The sequence below is a fragment of the Sulfurisoma sediminicola genome (genome assembly GCF_003865015.1).
GTDB lineage: Bacteria > Pseudomonadota > Gammaproteobacteria > Burkholderiales > Rhodocyclaceae > Sulfurisoma > Sulfurisoma sediminicola.
This window is the reverse complement of the sequence record NZ_BHVV01000001.1, coordinates 606,003-622,311: the sequence shown is the minus strand read 5'-3', so window position 1 is coordinate 622,311 and position 16,309 is coordinate 606,003. Positions and strand designations below refer to the sequence as shown.

16 protein-coding genes are annotated in these 16,309 nt (G+C 68.0%); 5 read left to right on the top strand and 11 right to left on the bottom strand.

What is annotated here, in order from left to right:
• Window positions 1–9: 9 nt before the first annotated feature.
• Both EJE94_RS02945 and EJE94_RS02940 read right to left on the bottom strand, forming a co-directional pair.
• Window positions 10–2,010: a M1 family metallopeptidase gene (locus tag EJE94_RS02945; RefSeq protein ID WP_165904743.1), complete on the bottom strand. Its 2,001-nt coding sequence runs from the start codon at window positions 2,008–2,010 to the stop codon at window positions 10–12.
• The gene (locus EJE94_RS02940) at window positions 2,007–3,173 is read right to left on the bottom strand and encodes a ChaN family lipoprotein (RefSeq protein ID WP_121240576.1); all 1,167 of its coding nucleotides are present in this window, start codon (window positions 3,171–3,173) and stop codon (window positions 2,007–2,009) included. Before EJE94_RS02940 ends, EJE94_RS02945 begins: the two co-directional genes overlap by 4 nt.
• 176 nt (window positions 3,174–3,349) lie before the next feature.
• On the opposite strand from EJE94_RS02940, the gene EJE94_RS02935 reads away from it, so the two are divergent.
• From EJE94_RS02935 to EJE94_RS02915, 5 genes are all read left to right on the top strand, one after another.
• Entirely contained in the window at window positions 3,350–4,312 is a 963-nt protein-coding gene (locus EJE94_RS02935; protein WP_121239982.1) for an SLAC1 anion channel family protein, read from the top strand.
• Between the two features lie 82 nt (window positions 4,313–4,394).
• Window positions 4,395–6,128, top strand: a complete 1,734-nt coding sequence (argS, locus tag EJE94_RS02930) for an arginine--tRNA ligase (protein ID WP_121239981.1) — start codon at window positions 4,395–4,397, stop codon at window positions 6,126–6,128.
• Window positions 6,128–6,715: an SPOR domain-containing protein gene (locus EJE94_RS02925; RefSeq protein WP_121239980.1), complete on the top strand. Its 588-nt coding sequence runs from the start codon at window positions 6,128–6,130 to the stop codon at window positions 6,713–6,715. The genes argS and EJE94_RS02925 overlap by 1 nt, the downstream gene beginning before the upstream one ends.
• A 13-nt stretch (window positions 6,716–6,728) precedes the next feature.
• Window positions 6,729–7,364, top strand: a complete 636-nt coding sequence (locus EJE94_RS02920; protein ID WP_121239979.1) for a thiol:disulfide interchange protein DsbA/DsbL — start codon at window positions 6,729–6,731, stop codon at window positions 7,362–7,364.
• Window positions 7,365–7,389: 25 nt separating this feature from the next.
• A complete protein-coding gene (locus EJE94_RS02915) occupies window positions 7,390–8,139 on the top strand; it encodes an SDR family oxidoreductase (RefSeq protein WP_121240574.1) in 750 nt (249 codons plus the stop codon).
• On the opposite strand, the gene EJE94_RS02910 is transcribed toward EJE94_RS02915, so the two are convergent.
• The 9 genes from EJE94_RS02910 to EJE94_RS02875 form a co-directional block, all read right to left on the bottom strand.
• Window positions 8,134–8,715 carry a hypothetical protein gene (locus EJE94_RS02910; protein ID WP_121239978.1) on the bottom strand — a complete coding sequence of 194 codons (582 nt, stop codon included), beginning with the start codon at window positions 8,713–8,715 and terminating at the stop codon, window positions 8,134–8,136. The two genes, EJE94_RS02915 and EJE94_RS02910, sit on opposite strands and share 6 nt — an antisense overlap.
• Before the next feature lie 11 nt (window positions 8,716–8,726).
• Window positions 8,727–9,191, bottom strand: a complete 465-nt coding sequence (locus tag EJE94_RS02905; protein WP_121239977.1) for a universal stress protein — start codon at window positions 9,189–9,191, stop codon at window positions 8,727–8,729.
• Window positions 9,192–9,256: 65 nt separating this feature from the next.
• The gene (locus tag EJE94_RS14910) at window positions 9,257–9,385 is read right to left on the bottom strand and encodes a hypothetical protein (protein ID WP_275540513.1); all 129 of its coding nucleotides are present in this window, start codon (window positions 9,383–9,385) and stop codon (window positions 9,257–9,259) included.
• Window positions 9,386–9,396: 11 nt separating this feature from the next.
• The gene (locus tag EJE94_RS02900; RefSeq protein WP_121239976.1) at window positions 9,397–11,151 is read right to left on the bottom strand and encodes a YeiH family protein; all 1,755 of its coding nucleotides are present in this window, start codon (window positions 11,149–11,151) and stop codon (window positions 9,397–9,399) included.
• 83 nt (window positions 11,152–11,234) lie between these two features.
• Window positions 11,235–11,690 (bottom strand): rhodanese-like domain-containing protein, encoded by a 456-nt coding sequence (locus EJE94_RS02895; RefSeq protein ID WP_165904741.1) that lies wholly within the window; start codon window positions 11,688–11,690, stop codon window positions 11,235–11,237.
• Between the two features lie 160 nt (window positions 11,691–11,850).
• Entirely contained in the window at window positions 11,851–13,245 is a 1,395-nt protein-coding gene (locus EJE94_RS02890) for a bifunctional serine/threonine-protein kinase/universal stress protein (protein ID WP_165904740.1), read from the bottom strand.
• Between the two features lies 1 nt (window position 13,246).
• On the bottom strand, window positions 13,247–13,987 hold the full coding sequence (locus EJE94_RS02885) for a metallophosphoesterase family protein (protein WP_121239973.1): 741 nt from the start codon (window positions 13,985–13,987) through the stop codon (window positions 13,247–13,249).
• Window positions 13,984–14,433, bottom strand: coding sequence for a putative toxin-antitoxin system toxin component, PIN family (locus EJE94_RS02880; RefSeq protein WP_121239972.1), 450 nt, complete (start codon window positions 14,431–14,433; stop codon window positions 13,984–13,986). Before EJE94_RS02880 ends, EJE94_RS02885 begins: the two co-directional genes overlap by 4 nt.
• Window positions 14,434–14,486: 53 nt before the next feature.
• On the bottom strand, window positions 14,487–16,304 hold the full coding sequence (locus tag EJE94_RS02875; RefSeq protein ID WP_121239971.1) for a PHA/PHB synthase family protein: 1,818 nt from the start codon (window positions 16,302–16,304) through the stop codon (window positions 14,487–14,489).
• Window positions 16,305–16,309: the final 5 nt, after the last annotated feature.

Here is a 16,309-nt window from a genome sequence, read left to right as displayed (position 1 = left end):
ATGGGGATTCTACGGCGTGGGCGCCGTACCGCCGGTACCGAGTTTTTGCCGTGAGACCGCGTTCTTCACCTGCACGGCTGCGGCACGCGGCGGCCAGATGCCCTTTTCCGTCGCGCGTCCGCCGTCGAACGTCAGCCAGCTCTGGCGGCCGTAGTGGGGTAGCGCGCGCTCCAGCGCCTTGAGTGCTGCCGCGTCGCGCGCCGATATCACCGCGTAGGGGCGGCCGTCGGCGCCGCGGCCGGCCCAGACCTGGGCGCTGCCGCCGTTCTTCGCGGCCAGGGCTTGAGGGCGCGGCGGCAGGCCGTAGCGGACGAGCCAGGCATCGACGGCCGGCGCCAGGCCGAGCAGCAGCAGGGGGCCGCCGGGCGGTCCGGCTTCCAGACGCTCGGGCCGCGCGTCGAGCACGCGAGCCGCGAGGGCAAGCGCCGCGGCGCGAACGTCCCCGTCTTCTCCGGCGAGCACGGCGCGCGTCTGCGGCGAGACGAAGGTCTCGCGCAGGATCGGCGGCAGCAGCGCGGCATCGACCCGGCGCCACAAGCGGTAGTCGGGATCGAGTTCGACGGTCTCGATGCCGGCGTCGGCGGCGAGCGAGTATGCCTTCGTGCCCGGCCCGGTCTCGATGGTGCGCGTCTCGCTGCCTTCGGCGCGGACCAGCCGTACGGGAACGCGCAGCGCGTAGTCGCCCGACTGTGCGATACGCAGCCGAATCGAGGCGCCGCTGCGCTCGGCCGCCTCGATCCGCAGCGCCGGTGCGCCGGGCCGTTCCACCCACTGGCGGAAGAAGCCGCGCAGCGGCCGCCTCGCGGCCTGGGCGAAGGCGGCCTCGAGGTCGCGCCAGCTTGCGCTGCGGAAGCGCCTGCCTTCCCACAGCAGCCGCAGGCCGCGCTCGAACGCCTCGCGGCCGATCGCGTCGCGCAGCATCAGGAACACCATCGCCGACTTGTCGTAGCCGACGATGGACGAGATGCCGTGGCGGCGCGAGGTGAAGTCCCTGAGCGCGGTGTCCTCGCCGGGCGGCACGGCGGCGAGATCGCGCAGCCAGCCGAGGCGCATCTCGCGCGCGGCGTCCTCGCCCTCGTCTTCCTTGTAGGCGTAGTCGGCGAGGAAGGTTGTCAGGCCCTCGGACCAGTTGCCGCTCGCCCAGTCGGGGGTGATGCCGTTGCCCCACCAGTTGTGCAGCACCTCATGGCCGAGCGAGGTGGCGCGGATGAAGGGCAGGCGAATGACGTCGCGGCCGAGGTAGGTCAGGCTCGGCATGCCGAATCCGGTCGGCGTCGGGCTGGCCACGATGCTGAAGCTGCCGAACGGGTAGTCGCCGACGAGCCGGCTGTAACGCTCGATGTAGCGCGCCGAGTCCTCGAGGTAGCCGGCAGACAGCCCGGCGAGGTCGGCATGGAACCAGGTGCGCAGCCTTATGCTGCGGCCACTCGGCAGCTTCAGCGCGCGCTCGCCGACGACGTAGGGCCCGGCCATCAGGTCGATGCCCTCGGTCGGATGCGGAAAGTCGTATTCGGCGCGGTAGCCGTTCGGGCCATCGGCTTCATTGACCAGGTCGCCCGGCACCAGGCCCTTCTGGCCGGCGGGCAGCGTCAGCGCGACGCGGTAGGCGAAGGGTTTGCCGGGGTCGGGGTACCAGCCCGCGGCGCCAGGCAGGAAGCTGCCGTCGGGGGCGGCGGTGGCCACACGGTGGCTCAGCACATCGCGGTGGTCGAGCGTCGCTGCCGGCTGCAGCGTGGCGCGGTAGGCGATGCGGGCCTCGCGGCTGCCGGGCGGCAGCGAGTAACGGCCGCGGGCGTCGCGCTTCGCCTGCATGCTGCGGCCGTCGACGCTCAGCGAGGTGATCTCGAATGCCGGCGCCAGCGCGAAGTCGGCGAGTCCCTTGTCGTCGGCCAGCGTCGCCGTCGCCTCCATGCGGCGGCTCGCTGGATCGATGCGCACCTCGAGGTCGATCCGCGGCGCGGCCGCCGCGAACAGCGGCCAGAGCAATGCGGCCAGCAGCAGGCGCCTCATGGCTGCGCCGGAAAGCGCGCGACGATCTCGATCTCCTCGGTCCCGCGCTTCACCTTCAGCGGCAGCCAAGTGCCGGGCGGCTGGCGCTGCACCAGCGCGCGCAGCGCATCGATCTTCGCCGGCTGGCCGGCGGCCGTCACGATGATGTCGCCGCCCTTGAGCCCGGCCTGCTCGGCCACGCTGCCGGCCTGCACGCTGGCGATGCGGATGCCTTCCTTCGCCGGTTCCATCGCCACGCCCAGGCGCGGCGGGTTGGCGGCCGGCGCCTTGACGACATAGACGGCGTCGGCCAGCCCCGGCACGATGCCGGCGCAGGCATCGGCCTGGTCCCAGGTCAGCAGGGCGCCGACGCGTGCGACGCCGAGGTCCTTGAGCTGGTGGGCGACGCCGTGGCCGTGGCGGACGTGGCCGACGCCGAGAATGGCGACGACGAGCGCCCCCGGCTGTTTCTTGAGATGGTCGGCGATGGGCTGCGCCATCGCGCGGTCCCACACCGTCTGCGCCTCGACGTAGCGGGGGAAGGTCTCCTCTCCCCGCTGCTTCGCCGGATGGTGGTCGAACACCGTGCGCAAGGTCTTGCGGTATTCGGGCGTGGGCGCGGCGGGACGGCTGACGCCTTCCTTCTGCGCCGCGGGCACCGCGTCCCAGCCCTGCCTGCCGACGGCCTCGACCAGGCTGCGCTCGACGTTGAGCGCCAGCATCGGGATGCGGTTCATGCGCGCATAGTGGAACAGTGGCAGGTAGTCGCGGGCGTCGTAGACCCAGACCTTGTCCCATTCGGAGCGCTTCAGGAATTCGGCTTCGGACAGCGTGCCGGCCACCCACTGGTCCAGCACCGGCTGCAGTCGCCGCGGGAACATCTCGAAACCGATCGCGAGCTGCGGCCGGCGCGAGTGCAACTGCGCCAGGACGTGCAGCTGCCAGCGGTGGTCCTCGGCGCTGTCGTGAGCCTCGCCGAGCAGCACCGCCTGCTGCGCGGCCATGCGATCGAGCAGGGGGGCGGCGCCGGTCGGCGCGACGCCCGCTTTCGTGGCGATCAGCCATTGCCCGGGCTCACCGCAGTCTCCGGCCGGGCCCGACGCGCCGGAACAGGAGGCGGCGGCGGTCAGCACCAGGGCAGCCACGGCGAAGCGCGACAGGGGCAACAGGGATATTCCGGGCATGGGCATTTGCGGCTCGACGGCAAGGATCCGACCCATAGACTACCCGCCAGCCGCGGCCGGCGGCAATCTTCCGTTCGCTATCGCGTCGATCGTTCCCGCTATCGGCCGCGGGTCACTTTGCCCGCGGCCGGGGGGAGGGTCTATCATTCCCCGTATTCCCTTCCGGCAGAAATCACATGACCGACAAGCGCTCCCACAATCGCCTCGAACACTTCCCGATCTCGTTTTTCGCCACCGTGATGGGTACCGCCGGCCTCGCCATCGCCTGGCAGAAGGCGCATGCCGTGCTGGGTGCGCCGCAGCTCATCGGCCAGGCGCTGGCCTGGTGGGCCCTGGCCCTGTTCGCGCTGGTCGTGCTCATCTACGCGGCCAAGTGGGCCGGGCATCCCGCGGCGGTGCGGGCCGAACTGGGCCACCCGGTGAAGCTCAACTTCTTCGCGGCATCGTCGATTTCGCTGCTGCTGCTGTCCGTCGCCTTCCTCGCCGAGCTGCCGGGCATGGCGTACGGCTTCTGGGTGGCCGGCGCCGCGCTGCACCTGGCCTTCACGCTGTACGTGATGAGCAGCTGGATCCACCACACCCACTACCAGATCCAGCATGCCAACCCGGCGTGGTTCATCCCGGTCGTCGGCAACGTGATCGTGCCGGTGGCGGGCGTGGGGTTCGCCCCGGCCGAGCTCTCCTGGTTCTTCTTCAGCATCGGCATCGTCTTCTGGCTGGCGCTGTTCACCATCGTGCTCTACCGCCTGTTCTTCCACGAGCCGCTGCCGGCGCGGCTGACCCCCATGCTGTTCATCCTCATCGCGCCGCCGGCCGTGGGCTTCATCGCCTATCTCAAGCTTGCCGGCGAACTGGACGCCTTCGCCCGCATCCTCTATTACACGGCCCTGTTCCTGACGCTGCTGCTGGCGAGCAATGCCGCGCGCTTCTTCCGCCTGCCCTTCTTCCTGTCTTCGTGGGCCTATTCCTTCCCGCTGGCGGCGATCACCATCGCCACCCTGGCGATGACGGAGCGCGTCGGCGGCGCCTTCGCCAGCCTGAGCCTGGTGCTGCTCGGCGTCCTCAGCGTGGTGCTGGTGCTGCTGACGGTGCGCAGCTTCATGGCCGTCGGCCGCGGCGAGATCTGCCAGCCGGAGTGAAGGAACCGGTCCGGCCGTTCGCCTGATTGCGGCGGCCGCCGCCGCTATAATGCCGGCTTCCGCATCCACCGGACACGCTGCAATGTCCTTCGACCCGAAATCCCACCTTTCCGAATTGCTGCGCGCGGCGCTGGCCAGCGTCGCGCCCGGGCAGAAAGTCGCCGACATCGTCATCGAGCGCCCGCGCGACCCTTCGCACGGCGACTTCGCCAGCAACCTGGCGCTGCAGCTCGCGCGCGAACTCAAGGCCAACCCGCGCCAGATCGCCGACCGCCTCGTCCATGAACTGCCGGTGTCGGGCTGGGTGGACAAGGCCGAGGTCGCCGGCGCCGGCTTCATCAATTTCCGCCTCGCCGCCGCCGCCAAGACCCAGGTGGTGAAGGAGGTGCTGGCGCGCGGCCCCGACTACGGCAAGCACGTCGGCGGCAAGCGGCCGAAGGTGCAGGTCGAGTTCGTCTCGGCCAACCCGACCGGCCCGCTGCACGTCGGCCATGGCCGCGGCGCGGCGTACGGCGCCAGCCTCGCCTGCCTGCTGACCTACGCCGGCAACGACGTGACGCGCGAGTTCTACGTCAACGACGCCGGTCGCCAGATGGACATCCTCGCGGCATCCACCTGGCTGCGCTATCTCGAACTCCATGGCGAGAAGGTGCCCTTCCCGCCCAACGCCTACCAGGGCGACTACGTCAAGGACATGGCCGAGCAGATCCGCCAGGCCCACGGCGAGCGCTATGTCCATCCGGCCGCCGCCGTGCTGGCCTGCGTGCCGCCGCCGGAGCCGGACGCCGAAGCCCATCTCGACGGCCTCATCGCCGCCGGCAAGGACCTGCTCGGCGAAGAGTGGCACTACATCCACCAGCACGCGCTGTCCGAGCAGCTTGCCGACAGCCGCGAGGACCTCGAGGAATACGGCGTGCACTTCGACTGCTGGTTCTCCGAGCGCAGCCTGTTCGACACCGGCATGGTGGCCAAGGCCGTGGCCGAGCTGGAGAAGCGCGGCCATATCTACCTCCAGGACGGGGCCAAGTGGTTCCGCTCGGGCGACTTCGGCGACGAGAAGGATCGCGTCGTCCAGCGCGAGAACGGCCTCTACACCTACTTCGCCTCCGACATCGCCTACCACTGGAACAAGTTCGAGCGCGGCTTCGACAAGGTCATCGACGTCTGGGGCGCCGACCACCACGGCTACATTCCGCGGGTCAAGGGCGCGCTCACGGCGCTGGGGCTGCCGGTCGAGCGCCTCGATGTTTCTCTGGTGCAGTTCGTCAGCCTCTTCCGCAACGGCGCCAAGGCGGCGATGTCCACGCGTGCCGGCGAGTACGTCACGCTGCGCGAGCTGCGCGACGACGTCGGCAACGACGCCTGCCGCTTCTTCTACATGCTGCGCAAGCAGGACCAGGCGCTGGACTTCGACCTCGACCTGGCCAAGTCGCAGTCCAACGACAACCCCGTCTATTACGTGCAGTACGCCCATGCCCGCGTCTGCTCGGTGCTGCAACAGTGGGGCGGCGAGGTCAGGTCGTTGAACGCTGCCGATCTCGCGCCGCTGGCCAGCGAGCGCGAACTGGCGCTGTGCGGACGCCTGCGCGAGTTCCCGGACATGATCGAGTCCGCCGCGCGCGACTACGCGCCGCACGCCATTGCCTTCTACCTGCGCGAGCTTGCCGCCGAGTTCCACGCCTGGTACAACGCCGAGCGCCTGCTGGTCGAGGACGACGCCCAGAAGAAGGCGCGCCTGGCCCTGGCCGTCGCGGTGCGCCGCGTCATCGCCAACGGTCTGCACATCCTCGGCGTTTCCGCTCCGGAGCACATGTAATGACGGCGTACAAGCAGCACGGTGGGACGATCCTCGGCATGTTCATCGGCCTGGTGATCGGCGTCGGCATCGCCTTCGGCGTGGTCTGGTACCTGAACAAGACGCCGCTGCCCTTCCAGGACAAGTCGCCGCGCGCCGATCGACACGAACCGGCGGCCGGCGATGCCGCCAGGACGCCGCAGCCACTGCCGGGCAAGCCGGGCGACAAGGTCGCGGAGAAGCCGCGCTTCGAGTTCTACAAGATCCTGCCGGGCGAGCAGCAGGCCACGCCGCAGGGAACGGCCCCGGCGGCTCCGGCAGCGCCGCTGGTCACCGACAAGTCCGCCCCGGCGCCTGCAGCACCTGCCGAACTGCTCTACCTGCAGGCCGGCGCTTTCCAGAAGGCGCAGGACGCCGACAACCTCAAGGCCAAGCTGACCATGCTCGGCTTCGAAGCCGGGGTGCAGGAACTGGCGGTGCCCGAAAAGGGCACCATGCATCGCGTCCGCGTCGGACCCTTCGCCAGCCCGGATGAAATGAACCGCGCGCGCACCCAGCTGTCACAGAACGGAATCCAGGCCGCGCTGGTCAAGGTCAAGCCCCAATAAACAGGAGGTCTGCATGTCCCGCTTCAAGTCGTTGCTGTCTTCGCTGCTCGTGCTGTTCGCCGTTGCCGCCGCACCCGCGTTCGCGGCGGAGCTCAAGGAGGGTCGCGATTACGCGACCATCAATCCGCCGGTGCCGACCGATGCCAAGGGCAAGGTCGAGGTCACCGAATTCTTTTCATACATGTGTTCGCACTGCTTCGAGTTCGAGCCGACGCTCGCCAAGTGGGTGAAGAGCGGGATGGCCAAGGATGTCAGTTTCCGGCGCGTCCCCGTCGTGTTCCGCGACAGCTGGGCGCCGACGGCGAAGATCTACTACGCGCTCGAGGCACTGGGCGAGGTCGATCGCGTGCACAAGGAGGTCTTCGATGCGATGCACTTCGAGCGCATCGACCTCAACAACGAGAAGACGCTCGAGGGCTGGGTGGCGAAGAAGGGCCTCGATCCGAAGAAGTTCATGGACACCTACCATTCCTTCGCCGTGCAGAGCAAGATCGCCCGCGCCAAGCAACTGACCGAGGCACACGGCATCCAGGGCGTGCCGGCGATGGTCGTCGACGGCAAGTACCGCAGCTCGGGCTCCTTCAACGGCACCTACGAGGAGCTGCTCAAGGTCGTCGACGGCCTGGTCGTCATGTCCCGCAAGAAGTAGGACCTTGGCCGGCGAGCGCGTCTTTTTGACGGGCGCCTCGTCGGGCATCGGCGCCGCGCTGGCGCGCCACTACGCCGCCCGCGGCGCCACGCTCGGACTCGTGGCGCGGCGCGAGGAGTTGCTCAACGCGCTGGCCCGCGAGCTGCCGGGCACCCATCACCTCTATGTCGCCGACGTTGCCGATGCCGGCGCGCTGCTTGCCGCCGGGCAGGACTTCATCGCCCGTGCCGGCATCCCCGACATCGTCATCGCCAATGCCGGCATCTCGGTGGGCACCCTGACCGGCGAGCGCGAGGACATCCCGGCCTTCCGCAAGGTGTTCGAGACCAACGTGCTTGGCATGGTGCACACCTTCCATCCCTTCCTCGAAGCGATGAAGCAGGCGGGGGCCGGGCGGCTGGTCGGCATCGGCTCGGTCGCCGGCATTCGCGGCCTGCCCGGCGCCGGCGCCTACTCGGCGTCGAAGGCGGCGGCGATATCCTATCTCGAGAGCCTGCGCGTCGAGTTGCGCGGCAGCGGCGTCAAGGTCGTCACCCTCGCCCCCGGCTACATCGCAACGCCGATGACCGCCGTCAATCCCTACGCCATGCCCTTCCTGTTGCCGGCCGATGTGGCGGCGCGCCGCTTCGCCCGTGCCATCGATGCGGGAACGAGCTACGCGGTGATCCCCTGGCAGATGGCGATCGTCGCCAAGCTGCTGCGGCTGCTGCCCAATGCGCTGTTCGATGCGCTGTTCGCCCGGGCGGCGCGCAAGCCGCGCAGTCTGGAGCTATGAGGCGAGGCGCAGCACCGCGACGGCACCGAGGAACACCAGGAACTCGAGCACGCTGATCCACACCAGCAGGCGCACGATGCGCCGGCTGCGCGGTGCCATGTGCAGAAGGAAACGCTCGTTCCACCAGCGCCAGCCGGGCAGCCAGCGCCAACGCCGCCGCGCCAGCAGGTGGCGGCGGATCGCCGCGACCCATGGCACCAGCGTGCGGTCGACCTCGGCCAAGCGCGGGTCTTGCGGGTCCTCGATGCGCGGGTAGTGGTCGATGACGATGAGGTGCGCGCCGTCCGCCGCGGCCTCGACGATGATTTCCGTGGCCTGGCGCAGGCCGGTGGCGTAGCGCAGCGTCAGGCGGCCATTGTCGCCACCGACCGTGACCCAGGCCTCCACGTCGCGGCCGCCGAGTTCGTCATGCGCGGCGTAGGCGAAGCCGTCCTCGCGCGGCCGCCAGTCTCGGATGTCGAGGTGGGGGTTGAGGCGCCACAGCCGCTCGGCATCGCGGACGAAGTCGGCCAATTCGGCGACCGACAGCGGCAGCACCGTCTCGGCGCGTGCGCTGTCCCCCGCGGGGACTTCCATTATCTCCCCGGCTACGGGCGCGGCGCGATCAGCAGCGGGCACTTGAGCCCTCGCACCAGCTTCTCGAGATCCATGCGCGAGCGCAGGCCTTCTTCGCCCTTGCGGCGCGGCGGGCCGATGACGACGAGGTCGGCGCCGGTCTCGGTGGCGACGGCGAGAACGACATCCGCCGGCTCGCCCAGCCGCATCACAGCCTCGTAGGCAATGCCGCGTTCCTTGCATCGGCCCGCGACGCCGGCGAGTTCGCGCCTGGCGTCGTTTTCGAGCATGTTCTCGACGTAGCTGCCGAAGGTGTCGCGCGTCGAGGCGTTGTTGAGCCAGTCGTCGCCCTGCATGCCCGCCCACAGTTCGGGCACGACGAGGCAGTGGACGATCATGGTGGTCCCTGGCACGGTGAGTTCATGGGCGAGCGCTTCGGCGCGATTGGCGCCTGCCGTGCCGTGGTGGCAGAGCAGCAGTTTCAGTGGTGTTTTCATGTCTCGGAAAGAAAAGTCCCGCCCCGCTGGGCGGGACGGGACTGTCTGGTGCGGGAATAACGTGCTTACTTGCCGACGACCAGGACGATGCCGAGGGCGATGATCAGCGCGAAGACGAGGGAGCCGAGGTCTTCCTTGCGGTCGCTGACGAAGATCGACAGGCTGGTGCCGCGCTCGAACTTTTGTTCCGACATGATCTATCTCCTTAAATGAACTCTTTGACGAACAGCAGCACCACGATCAGCGAGCCGACCGCCTTGCCCGTTCCCACCACGCCGCCGATGATCAGCGGCGTGCCGCCGGCCTGCTTCAGCGCGGCCATGGTGATCTGCATGCCGAGGCCGATCAGGCCGAAGGCGAACAGCCAGGCCAGCCAGTCGCGGAAGGCGCTGATCGTCTTCGAGCTGTGGTAGGCCGCCTTGCTCGCCTTGTCGATGGAACTCGCGGCGACCGCATCCAGGCCTTTCATCTTGCCGACCGCCGCGAGCAGGGTTTCCTGCTCGCGGGTGGTCATCTTCTTGTTGGCGATCAGGTCGGCCAGGCCCTTGTAGGCGTCATCGGGCGTGGCGTGGCGTTGACCGATGTTGATGGCCTTCTCGGCGAAGTGGTCCTGCAGTTGCTTGGCGCCGGCGGGTTCCTTGAGTCGTGCCAGTTCACCTTCGATGGCGCGGGTTTCCTTGCCCTTGAGCAGCTTGTCTTCCTTGATCTCCTCGCTGCTGAAGTACTTGCCCTGGTAGTGGCCGGACGGGGTGAAAACACCCAGGGTCGACAGGATGAACAACAGGATGAAGCCGAGCACGAACAGCGGGAACTTGGCGAGCAGCACCTTGCCCAGATCGACCTTCTGCGCGCCCGCTTCGTGCTTGACGTACCAGGCGGCGAGCCAGAGCACGATGATGGGCAGGAACAACACGCGGGTGATGTTGAAGATCTCGGCGACCTTCAGCGTCTCGATGCCGTGCGGATCGAAGGCCAGCGCCGCGCCGGCGACCTGCGCCGAGTTGAGGATGCCGGTGCCGGCCCAGGCGCCGAACTGCACCGGGCCCATGTTGAGCATGTGGCCGATGGTCGGGAACAGGAACATGCAGCCCACGCCCCAGATGAGGATGGTGCCGATGGTGTAGGCGATCTCGCCGGCCTTGGCATTGACCACCGGCGATGCCGCCACCGTTGCCGATACGCCGCAGACGCCCATGCCGGCGGAAAGCACGGCCGTCATCGAGTTGCCGGATTTCATCCGCTTGCCCATGTACAGCACGACCCCGACCGAACCGAGCACGAAGATGCCGATCATGATCACCGACAGGCCGCCGAGCTGCGCCAGCTCGGTCGCGCTGTAGAGCGCGCCGAGCAGGATGACGCCGGTCTTGAGGAAGAAACGCGCGGTGCGCACGCCGTTGGCCGCCCAGGCGGGGATCTTGAAGACGTTGACGATGACAATGCCGATGACGATGCCCAGCACCACGTAGTTCAGGTTGAAAATGTGGGCGAAGTCGAAGCCCAGTGTGTCCTTGGCATCCTTGCCCCAGTTGGCGAAGATCGGGTCCAGCCCCCAGCGCACGATGAAGGCGATGAGCAGGATAAAGGCCATTCCCGGGAAGATCGACAGGTAGTAGTCGAACTGACCCTCCTTCGGCGTCCACACCATGATCAGCAGCCCAAGGACGGTGGCGATGCCGCCGAAGATGTAGGACAGATTGGCTTGGGAAGCCTTGGCCGCGTCGAACTTCGACTTCGGCATCTTCATGACCGGCGCCGGCTTGCCCTCGGCCGTGGCGATCTCGGTGGCGACGCGCAGTTCCGCGTCGAACTTCTCCTTGACCTTCATGTGGTCGGAATAGGCGCTCTTCTGTAGATACCGCTGCATGCCGTCGATGCCGCCGCTGGCATTGAGCCAGCCCCAAAGCAGCATCATCACGCCGATGATCAGAAGTGCCGGCGATTTTTTCGTGTAAATCATGGGTGTCTCCTCCCTTGCCGCACGATGAAAAAAACCAGGGCCGCGCCGCGGCTCTGGTTTTCTAGACGTTCAACAGCCCAAACTTATTCCGTCGGCAGCTTGCGCGCCTTCCAGTCGGGGAAACCGTTGCGATACCAATGCACGTTCTTGTAGCCGGCCTTGGCCATCACGACGGCGGCCTTGTAGGACTTCCAGCAGGTGCCGGAATTGCAGAACAGCACGTAGTCCTTGGCCTTGTCGGCGATCTTGCCCATGTCGTACTTGTCCTGGGCGGCATCGAAGCCGGCATCCTTGGCGCTCTTCTCCGGATCGTAGGGCACCGAGATCGCGCCCTTGATGGTGCCGTCGGCGTATTCGTTGGCCTTGCGCGTGTCGATCAGCACGGCGCCCTTGGCCTGCAGGGCCTGGACATCCTTGGCTTCGACCAGCTTGACGCCGGCCGGCGCCGCGGTGGGGGTTTCCTGCGCCAGGGCGCCGCCCGCGGCAGCGAGGAAGGCGAGACCGGCAGTGTTGAGGAACAAGCGCTTGAACATGTTCATTCTGCAATTCTCCTTGGGGTGTTGGACGAACCTTCCACTGGCATTCGCCATGGCCGCGGCAGTTTAACCCCATACTTTCCAGCCATGTCAATCAAAACGGCGACATGATCTATATCAAGAAATCATGATATTCCGCGGCGGCGATGCCCGATCGGCCGCTTCAGGCCGTAATTCGCACCACCGTCACCGTGCAGGGCGCCTCGGCGGCGATGCGTGCCGAGACGCTGCCGAGCAGGCGCCGCAGCGCCGAGCTGCCGCGCGCGCCGATGACGATCTGGTCGACGTGCTGGGTGTGCGCGTAGTCGAGCAGCGCAGCGGCGGCGTCGCCGCCTTCGAGGACATGGAAGCGCAGCCGTTCCGGCGCCAGCGCCAATTCACGCGCCCAGTGGTGGAGAGCCATCAGCCGCTGCGTGCGCTGCCCCCTTTCGAGTTCGGCGGCCTCTTCCTGACCGGCCGACAGCGTGGCGTCGATCACGTTGACGCAGGTGATGCGCGCCAGGGAGTCGGCGCTGGCGGCACGCCGCACGACCTGCCGCATCGCCGCCGCCAGCGCCGCCGTTTCATGCTCGGTGTCGATGGCGACGAGGACGTGCGGCGCCCGGGCGAGTTGCTCCGCCGCGGCTCGCCGCACGGGCGGCGGTGCGGTCACGGTCTTCCACCAGCGCCGCGCGGCGGCGCGCCAGCCGCCGCCCTGCAGATTGCGGCCGCGCGCCGTGATCACCACCTGCTCGGGGTGGGCGAGATCGTGGGCAACCTGCGCGGCCGTGGCGTAGCGGTTTTCCGGCAGCACGGCGAGGCAGCGCATGATGATTTCCTGCAGCCATTCGGGCAGCTCCGGGCGCAGCGCGCGCGGTCGCGGCGGGTCGAGCCACAGGCGCCGGCGCATGCCGCCCCGGCTCTCGGGCGCACCGAAGGGCAGCCGGCCGGTCGCCAGCAGGTAGAGGATGACGCCGAGGGAGAAGATGTCGCTCTTCGGGTTGCCGCGCTCGCCGCGCAGCGGCTCCGGGGCGATGTAGGCTGGGGTGCCGAGCGGCATTTCGCGGGCGCCGTCGGCGGCATCGGCGGCGAAGTCGGGCAACTCGCCGTGGGCGGCGAGGCCGAAGTCGATCAGGACGGCCGTACCGTCGTCGCGGAAAAGGATGTGCTGCGGCTTGAGATCGTGGTGCACGACGTTCTGGCGATGCACGGCGTGCAACGCCGTCGCCACGGCCATGCCGAGCCGGACGACCTCGGTTTCGGGCAGCGGCGCGCGCCGTGCGGCCTCGACCAGCGAGGGGCCGCTTATCCATTCCTCGAGCAGCCAGGGTCCGCTGTCGTCCGGGCCGTCGTCGCCGGCCGCGATCAGCGCGGGCACATTCGGGCCGACAAGCCGGGCAAGGACCATGCGCTCGGTTTCGAAGCCGGCGAAGCAGGCCGGATGGCTGCCCGGACCGAGCTTGGGGCGCTTGAGCAGCCGCACCGTGCCGTCGGGGCCGACGGCACGCCACAGCGTCGCCATCGCGCCCTCGGCGATCCTGTCTTCGATGCGATGGCCGGCCACTGGCAAGGTGGGCAATCTACTCTCCATAGGCAAGGCGTCGCGCCAGCATAGCAGGCAGACCGGCGGCGAGGATCTTGCGTGCCGCCGTCGCATGATCGTAGGGCACGCGATGTTGGGTCAGCTGGCGTGCCGCCGCGTCGAACAGCGCGTAGGCCGCGGCCGGGTTGCCATCGCGCGGCTGTCCGGCCGCGCCGAGCAGCGCGAGCCAGCGTCGCCGCGCCGACAGTGGCACGGCGACGCCGCTTCTCGCCCCGAACGACTTGACGCCATCGCCCGACGTGTAGAACAGCAGCGGCTGATGAACGTGGCCGGCGAAAACGATGGCGGCATCGGTGGCGGCGAGGCAGCGCCGTGCCGCCAGGAGGCCGGTGATGTACTCCCAGGCGGCCGGATCGGCCGCGCTGGCATGGACGTAGAGCGCATCGCCGTCGCGTTGTTGCAGCGGCAGCGCGGCGAGGAATTCGCGCTCTGCGGCGCCGAGCTGCGCGCGCGTCCAGTAGGCGGAGTCGCGGGCGATGAAGTTGAAGTCCTCGCAGAGGCCGCCCAGCGCCGCGTCGTCGTGGTTGCCGCGCACGGCGAGGCCGCCGCGCGCCACTTCGCCACGGATCAGGTCGAGACAGGCGAGCGGATCGGCGCCATAGCCGACCAGGTCGCCGAGAAAGGCGAAGCGCGCGGCACCCTGCCGCCGGGCGTGGGCCATGCACGCGCTCAGCGCTTCGAGGTTGGCATGGACGTCGGAAAGTATCGCGGTCTTCACGCGGACAATTCTGCCATCGCCTGGTCGGGGGTGAGGATGCGGAAGAGGTGGGCGAGGCGCCGGCGGCGGGCGAGCTTGAGCAGGGCCTTGTCCGAGGTGACGAGGATCTGTGCGCCGCCGTCGCGGGCGAGTTCGAGGAACTTCTGGTCGTCCGGATCCTTGCAAAGCGGCAGGACCGCGGACGCGGCCGGGGCCGACGCGGCCGTCTGTGCCAGCGCGGCAAAAGCGGCATATGCTGCCTCCTGTGCGCCGGCGTCGAGGCCAAACATGTCGTAGGCGAGGACGCGGCGGAATTCATGGAGGCAGCGCGCGTCGGTCAGCGCCAGCCAGGCACCGCCTTCGATGGCCCTGCGGAGTGCACCGTACCGGCTGTCGGCGAAGACGAACAGCGACAGCACCACGTTGGTGTCCAGCACCACGCGCACGATGGGCGACGGCGAAAGCAAAACGGGCGCATCCGCGAGGATTGCGCCCGTCGTTGCCGTTTGAGGAGATTCGCTCAACTCTTCTTTTGGGCGTCGAGGCGGAACTTGACGAAGGAACCCGGCGCGTCCTCGAGCACGCCGAGCTTGCCCTTGACCGGATCGCGCGCGGGAACCTTGGCGTCGTTCATGCCGGTGACCCAGGCCTGCCAGTCCGTCCACCACGAGCCATGGGTCTGCGTCGCGCCGGCGAGGAATTCGTCGGCGGTGTCGGGCAGGGTCGCCGCGTCGTTGAGCCAGTAGCCGTACTTGTTGGCCGCCGGCGGATTGACGACGCCGGCGATGTGGCCGGAACCGCCGAGGACGAAGCGCACCGGGCCGCTGAAGCGCTGCGCGCCGAGGTAGGTGCTCTTCCACGGCGCGATGTGGTCCTCGATGGTGGAGATGAAGTAGGCCGGCGTCTTGATCTTGCCGAGGTCGATCGCCACGCCGTCCAGCGTCACGCCGCCCGGCTCCTTGAGCAGGTTGTCCATGTACATGCTGCGCAGGTAGAAGCTGTGCATCCTGTAGGGCATGCGCGTCGAGTCGGAGTTCCAGAACAGCAGGTCGAAGGGGAAGGGGTCCTTGCCCATCAGGTAGTTGTTCACCACGAAAGACCAGATCAGGTCGTTGGCGCGCATCATGTTGAAGGTGCCGGCCATCTCCGAGCCTTCGAGGAAGCCGCGCTGCTCCATCTTCTTCTCGAGGCTGGACACCTGCTGCTCGTCGATGAAGACGCCGAGCTCGCCTGGGATCGAGAAGTCGAGCATGGTGGTGAAGAAGGTGGTCGAGGCCAGGCGCTTGTCCTTCTTCGCCGTCATGTAGGCGGCGGTCGAGGCCAGCAGCGTGCCGCCGAGGCAGTAGCCGACGGCGTTGATTTCCTTTTCGCCGGTCTGCTCGCAGACCTGGTCGATGGCGGCCAGCGCGCCGTCGAGCAGGTAGTCCTCGAAGCTTTTTTCCGCCAGCTTCTCGTCGGGATTGACCCAGGAGATGCAGAACACCGTGTGGCCCTGGTCGGTCGCCCACTTGATGTAGGAATTCTTCTCGCGCAGGTCGAGGATGTAGTACTTGTTGATCCACGGCGGCACGATCAGCAGCGGCCGCTTGAACTGCTGCTTGGTGCTCGGGGTGAATTGCAGAAGTTGAAGCAGTTCGTTCTGGAATACCACCTTGCCCGGCGTGGTGGCGACGTTCTTGCCCAGCTCGAAGGCCGTGGTGTCGGACATCTTGACGCGCAGCTGGCCGTCGCCTTCCTCGATGTCGCGCAGCAGGTTGTTGAAGCCCTTGATCAGGTTCTGGCCGTGGCTCTTGACCGTCTCGTTGAAAACCTCGGGGTTGGTCATGACGAAGTTCGACGGCGACAGCGCGTCGATGAACTGGCGGGTGAAGAAATTCACCTTGCCCTGCGTCTTGTCGTCGAGGCCCTCGACCGTGCTCACGGAGTCGTGGATGTGGCGCGCGGTGATGAGGTAGCTCTGCTTGATGAAGTCGAAGAGGAAATGCTCCTCCCAGGCCTCGCCCCTGAAGCGGTTGTCGCCCTTGATCGGCGCGGCGATCGGGGCGGAATGGACGCCCATGAAGCGCATCGTCGAGTGCTGCCACAGCGAGAAGTAGTCCCACACCAGGTTCATCTGCGCCTGGGCCAGCTTGTACGGATTGGCCAGCATCTTCGCCATCATGTCCATGAAGGCCTGGGCCAGCCCCAGTTCGTCCTGCGGCGCGGCGACGCCCTTCTTGACCTGGCGCTGGATGTGGTCGTGCAGCAGCTTGGAGGCGCGCTGGGCGACCTCGGCGTAGGTCTTGGCGACTTCCTTGGGATCGGGCAGCGGCGCGTGCTCTTTGGTTTCTGCGGACATGTTCT